Genomic DNA, 4,789 nt, shown 5'->3' with positions numbered 1-4,789 from the left:
GCGACGTCGCGGTGCTCGCGGCCCGGGGTGGGGATGGCGCGACGACCGTCGCCTCGACCGCGCACCTGGCGGCCGCGGCTGGCATCACCGTGTTCGCCACCGGCGGGCTGGGCGGCGTGCACCGGGGTGCGCGCGACAGCTGGGACGAGTCCGCAGATCTCATGACGCTCTCCCGCACCGGCGTGCTCGTCGTCTGCGCGGGAGTGAAGTCGATTTTGGACGTGGCCGCCACCCTGGAGCGGCTGGAGACCCTGAGTGTCGGGGTGATCGGCTACCGCACCGACCGTTTCCCCGGCTTCTACCTCGCCGATTCCGGCCACCCGGTGGGTTGGCGGGTGGAGACGCCGGCTGAGGTGGCCGACGTGCTGCGGGCCAGACGCCGACTGGGCCTCGACGGATACGGGCTGGTGCTGGCGAACCCCATCGCGCCGAGCGAGGAGATGGACCGCGCGTTACACGACCGGGTGCTTGCCGCCGGCCTGGCAGCCGCCGAAGCAAAGGGCGTGCGTGGCAAGGATGTGACGCCGTTCCTGCTCGACTTCTTCCACCGCGAGACGCGCGGCGCTTCGCTTGCCGCCAACGTGGCCCTGGTGCTGTCCAACGCGCGGTTGGCGGCAGAGGTGGCCGCCGCCTACGGGGTGAGGATGTAGTCGTCGTCGTGCGGCTCGGCCAGCATGCGGGTTAGCCGCTTGCGGTCGAATGGCCACAGATCGATGTGGTTGTCGTCGGCGAAGTACCACGAGTTGCAACCGGTGTTCCAGACGGTCGGGCCCATCGCCTCGGCGATGTCGTCGGCGAACCGGCTGGTGGCCTCCTCGGTAACTTCGACGCTGGTGATCTCGCCGTCGCGGAATCGCCGCAGCCATCTGGTGATGTAGCGGGCGGTCAGTTCGGCGACGTGTTGCAGTGACATCGATCCGCTGGGCGAGTTGGGTCCGAGGACGGTGAACAGGTTGGGGAATCCGGGGATAGCGGTCATTGCCCACGCGCGCGGACCTTTCGCCCAGGCGTCATCGATGGACAGTCCGTCCCGGCCGCGCAGCGTCATCGGGCGCATGTAGTTGTGGGCCTGGAAGCCGGTGGCGAGCACGATCGCGTCCAGATCGTGGTGGACACCGTCGGTTGTGCGCAGGCCGGTTTCGCTGATCTCGGCGATCGGCTCGCTGACGAAACTGGCGTTAGGCTTGCAAATTCGCCGGTAGTAGTCACCGGAAAGCACCTGCCGTTTGCAGAAGGGCTGGTAGTCGGGCGTCAGGCGGGCACGAAGATCCTTGTCCCGCACCAGCATACGTAAACATATCCAGCCATAACGCTGGGCCAGGCGTCGTCGCCAGGTTGGCCGGGTGACCAAGTCGACCAAGTAGTCGGAACCGACGAGTTGCGATAGCCGCACTGCCTTGTCCTGTTTGGGCAGCGATCGCAGTAGCCGCCCGATCACGCGTGGCTGCCGCAGCCCCATCGGCATCCACATCACCCACTGCGGCGTACGGGCGAAGTGGGTGATGTGGCCAGCGTCGGGTTGCATCGCGGAAAACACTTGCACCCCAGTCGATCCAGTGCCGATGACGGCAATCCGTTTGCCATGGGTATCGATGTCAGTCCAGCGCGCGGTGTGCACTACCGGCCCGGCGAACGAGTCAAGGCCGGGAATGTCCGGGATGAACGGGTGATGGAGCAGACCGGTGGCGGCGACGACGAAGTCCGCGTCGATCTCGTCGCCGTCGGCGGTCGAGACGCTCCATCTGTTGTCGGCGAACACCGCCGAAGTCACTTCGCAGCCCAACCTCAGATGCGATTCGAGTTGTAGCGCTTTGATGAGGTCGTGGTGATAACGCTGAATCTCTTCACCCGTGGCCCACACATGCTTCCAGTCGGGCTTGGGTGCGAACGCGTATTGGTAGCTGTAAGACGGCACGTCGCATCGCAGGCCGGGGTAGCGGTTCCAATGCCAAACACCACCAACGTCGGAGCCCTTTTCCAGGATGGTGAAGTTGGTGAAACCGGCTTGCCGGAAGACATGAGCCGCAGCGATCCCCGCCATGCCGGCGCCGACGATCACGATCCGAGGGTCTCGGCGGCCGGCCTTGGCGGTGGCGGGTGGTTGATTGGAGTCCGTCATGGTCGTGTTCCTATCGCCGTCATCAGGGTGTGCACCCATTGCTGAACGAATCGGTCTTCATCAATTCCGAGCGGGCGGTCGTCGTGAATAGACGTTGCGATCCAGTAGTTCTCGATCGCACCGAGCCAGATGGCAGTAATCGCTTCGAAGTCGCGATCTAGGGAATCTTCCTCTGGTGCTTTGTCTTCGAGCCACTTGGCCAGGAACTGACGTGACCTGCCGAATAGGCTGTCCCGGGCATCGGCCATCACCTTCGGAAACCGGTCGCCGTCCTTTGCCATCACTCGAATCAGGTCGCGCCAGCTGGCCATCAGCACTAACGACCCGCGGGCAACCAGGGTCAACTCAGCTTCTAGGTTGCCTAGCGACAGCATCGGCGCGAGCGCGAAACCCGCCATGGCGGTCTGGATCGCCCGCTCAACTGCGGCGGCCATCAGCTGTTCCTTCGACCCGAAATGGGTGTACAGCGCGCCCGAGTGCGGGGACAGGCCGGCCGCCTCTTCGATCGATGCGACCGACGTGCCGGCATAACCGTGCTCGGCGAATAGCCGCAGCGCCACGTTGAGAATCCGATCGCGGGTGCTATCGGTCATGGGCCGTCATCCAATCAAACACTTGGGTTTTCCAAGCGTATACTTGCCCACTCCGGCTGGGCAAGGCTTGCGCTGAGGGTCATCGCCCGGCTCTGCCCGCGTCTGCCGGCGGGACGCCGCGCTGCAGTGCCAGCGCGCACGGCTAAGCTGCGCTTTGGCCCGGCAACTGGAGGTCTGCGGTGCGCGTATTCGTTCGTACGGTGGCAGTGTCACTGACCACCGGCTTGGTGCTCGTCGGGTGTGACCGCTCGGCCGAACCGCCGCCCAAGCCGAAAGTCGGTGCCTGGGGCTTCGACATGGGCGAGATGGACAAGTCGGTCCGGCCCGGCAACGACTTCTTCGACTACGTCCTCGGCACATGGGTGAAGCAGGCGAAGATCCCGCCCGACAAGTTGTGCGCGGGCGTCAGTCTCGATATTCAGAACCAGCTCGACGCGGACCTCAAGGCGATCGTCCAGAGCGCCGCCGCCAAACACGCGCCCGCCGGCGAGATCTCGCAGCAGATCGGCGACCTCTATGCGTCGTATATGGACGAGGCCCTGCTGAACAAGAAAGGCGCCGAGCCGGTGCGGCCCCTCCTGGCGTCGGTCGACGCCATCAAAGACAGGCCGGGCCTCAATGCGGTTCTCGTGTCGTTCAACGGCGAGACTCAGGTGGACGACCCCTTCCCGGTCTCGGTGGACATCGACCCGAATAAACCGACCCGCTACATACCCAACATCTGGCAGGGCGGCCTGTCGCTCGGTGACCGCGGCTATTACGTGAACACCGATCCCGAATCGGTCGAGCTGCGCAACAAATTCGTCGCGCATGCGGCCCGGCTGTTCGGCCTGGCCGGTTACGCCGATTCGCAGCAGCAGGCCGAACAACTGCTTGCCCTGGAAACCAAGTTGGCAGAGGTGCAGCTGTCACAGGAGGAGGCGCGCGACGTCGAGAAGACGAACAACATCATGCCGCGCGCTCAAGTCGAGCAGCTAGCGGACGGCGCGCCGTTGCGGGAGATGTTCGACAAGCTGAAGCTGCCGGCGGCGACCGACTTCAGGGTCGGCATGCCCGACGTATTGCACAAAACCGCAGGGCTTTTCGCCACCGAGCCGTTGGACGCGTGGAAGGCCTACATGCACTACCACGTCCTGCATGCATACAGCGGCGAGCTTTCGACACCATTCGCCGATGAGCTGTTCGACTTCTACGGCCGAACGATGGCGGGCGCCCAGCAGCGGGCACCGCGAGAAAAGCGCGGTGTCACTCGAGTGAGCGGCGGACTCGGCGACCCGGTCGGAGAACTCTATGTCGACGCACACTTCAGTCAGCAGACGCGCGACAAGGCGCGCGCGCTGGTCGAAAATCTCCGCACGGCCTACGGCAAGCGCATCGACGCCGCATCGTGGATGGCGCCCGAAACCAAGAAAGAAGCGCAGGCCAAGCTCGCAGCATTGGTCGCCAAGATCGGCTACCCCGATAAGTGGAAGTCGTATGCGACGGTCAAGATCCACGCGAATGACCTCGTCGGCAACGAAAACGGTCTGGCGGTATGGGGGTGGAACGACGACGTCAGCAAGTTGGGTAAGCCCATCGACCGCGCCGAATGGGACATGACGCCGCAGACCGACAACGCCTACTACTCTCCGCGGCTCAACGACATCGTGTTTCCCGCGGCGATTCTGCAGCCGCCGAACTTCGATCCTGCGGCCGATCCCGCGGCGAACTACGGCGCGATCGGGGCCACCATCGGTCACGAGATGAGCCACGCGTTCGACGACCAAGGCCGCAAGAGCGACGGCACCGGTCTGCAGCGCGATTGGTGGACACCGGCCGACGCCCAGCGTTATGTGGGCGAGTCGGACAAGCTCGTCGCGCAGTTCAACGGATATGAGCCGCTACCGGGCAATCACATCAACGGGAAGCTGACGCTCGGCGAGAACATCGCCGATCTCGCGGGACTGCGCATCGCTTATGACGCCTACAAGCTGTCGCTTGGCGGAAAAGAGGCGCCGGTTATCGACGGCCTCAGCGGCGACCAGCGCTTCTTCATCGCGTTCGCGTCGAGCTGGAAGCAGATCTGCCGGCCCGAAAC

4 protein-coding genes are annotated in these 4,789 nt (G+C 64.5%); 2 read left to right on the top strand and 2 right to left on the bottom strand.

Annotated elements, in window-relative coordinates; all coding sequences use genetic code 11:
* Positions 1-650: pseudouridine-5'-phosphate glycosidase (locus WAN71_RS26710; RefSeq protein WP_422228208.1), on the top strand; the 650-nt coding region annotated here is incomplete at its 5' end.
* On the opposite strand, the gene WAN71_RS26705 is transcribed toward WAN71_RS26710, so the two are convergent.
* Both WAN71_RS26705 and WAN71_RS26700 read right to left on the bottom strand, forming a co-directional pair.
* Positions 632-2,119: a flavin-containing monooxygenase gene (locus WAN71_RS26705; RefSeq protein ID WP_422228207.1), complete on the bottom strand. Its 1,488-nt coding sequence runs from the start codon at positions 2,117-2,119 to the stop codon at positions 632-634. The genes WAN71_RS26710 and WAN71_RS26705 overlap by 19 nt on opposite strands.
* Positions 2,116-2,712: a TetR/AcrR family transcriptional regulator gene (locus WAN71_RS26700; protein ID WP_422228206.1), complete on the bottom strand. Its 597-nt coding sequence runs from the start codon at positions 2,710-2,712 to the stop codon at positions 2,116-2,118. The genes WAN71_RS26705 and WAN71_RS26700 overlap by 4 nt, the downstream gene beginning before the upstream one ends.
* A gap of 200 nt (positions 2,713-2,912) precedes the next feature.
* Between WAN71_RS26700 and WAN71_RS26695 the strand changes: the two genes are divergently transcribed.
* Positions 2,913-4,789, top strand: a 1,877-nt coding sequence (locus tag WAN71_RS26695; protein WP_422228205.1) for a M13 family metallopeptidase, incomplete at its 3' end; no start/stop codon positions are given.

Source organism: Mycobacterium sp. (genome assembly GCF_049280035.1).
GTDB lineage: Bacteria > Actinomycetota > Actinomycetes > Mycobacteriales > Mycobacteriaceae > Mycobacterium.
This window is presented reverse-complemented; position numbering and strand designations above follow the sequence as displayed.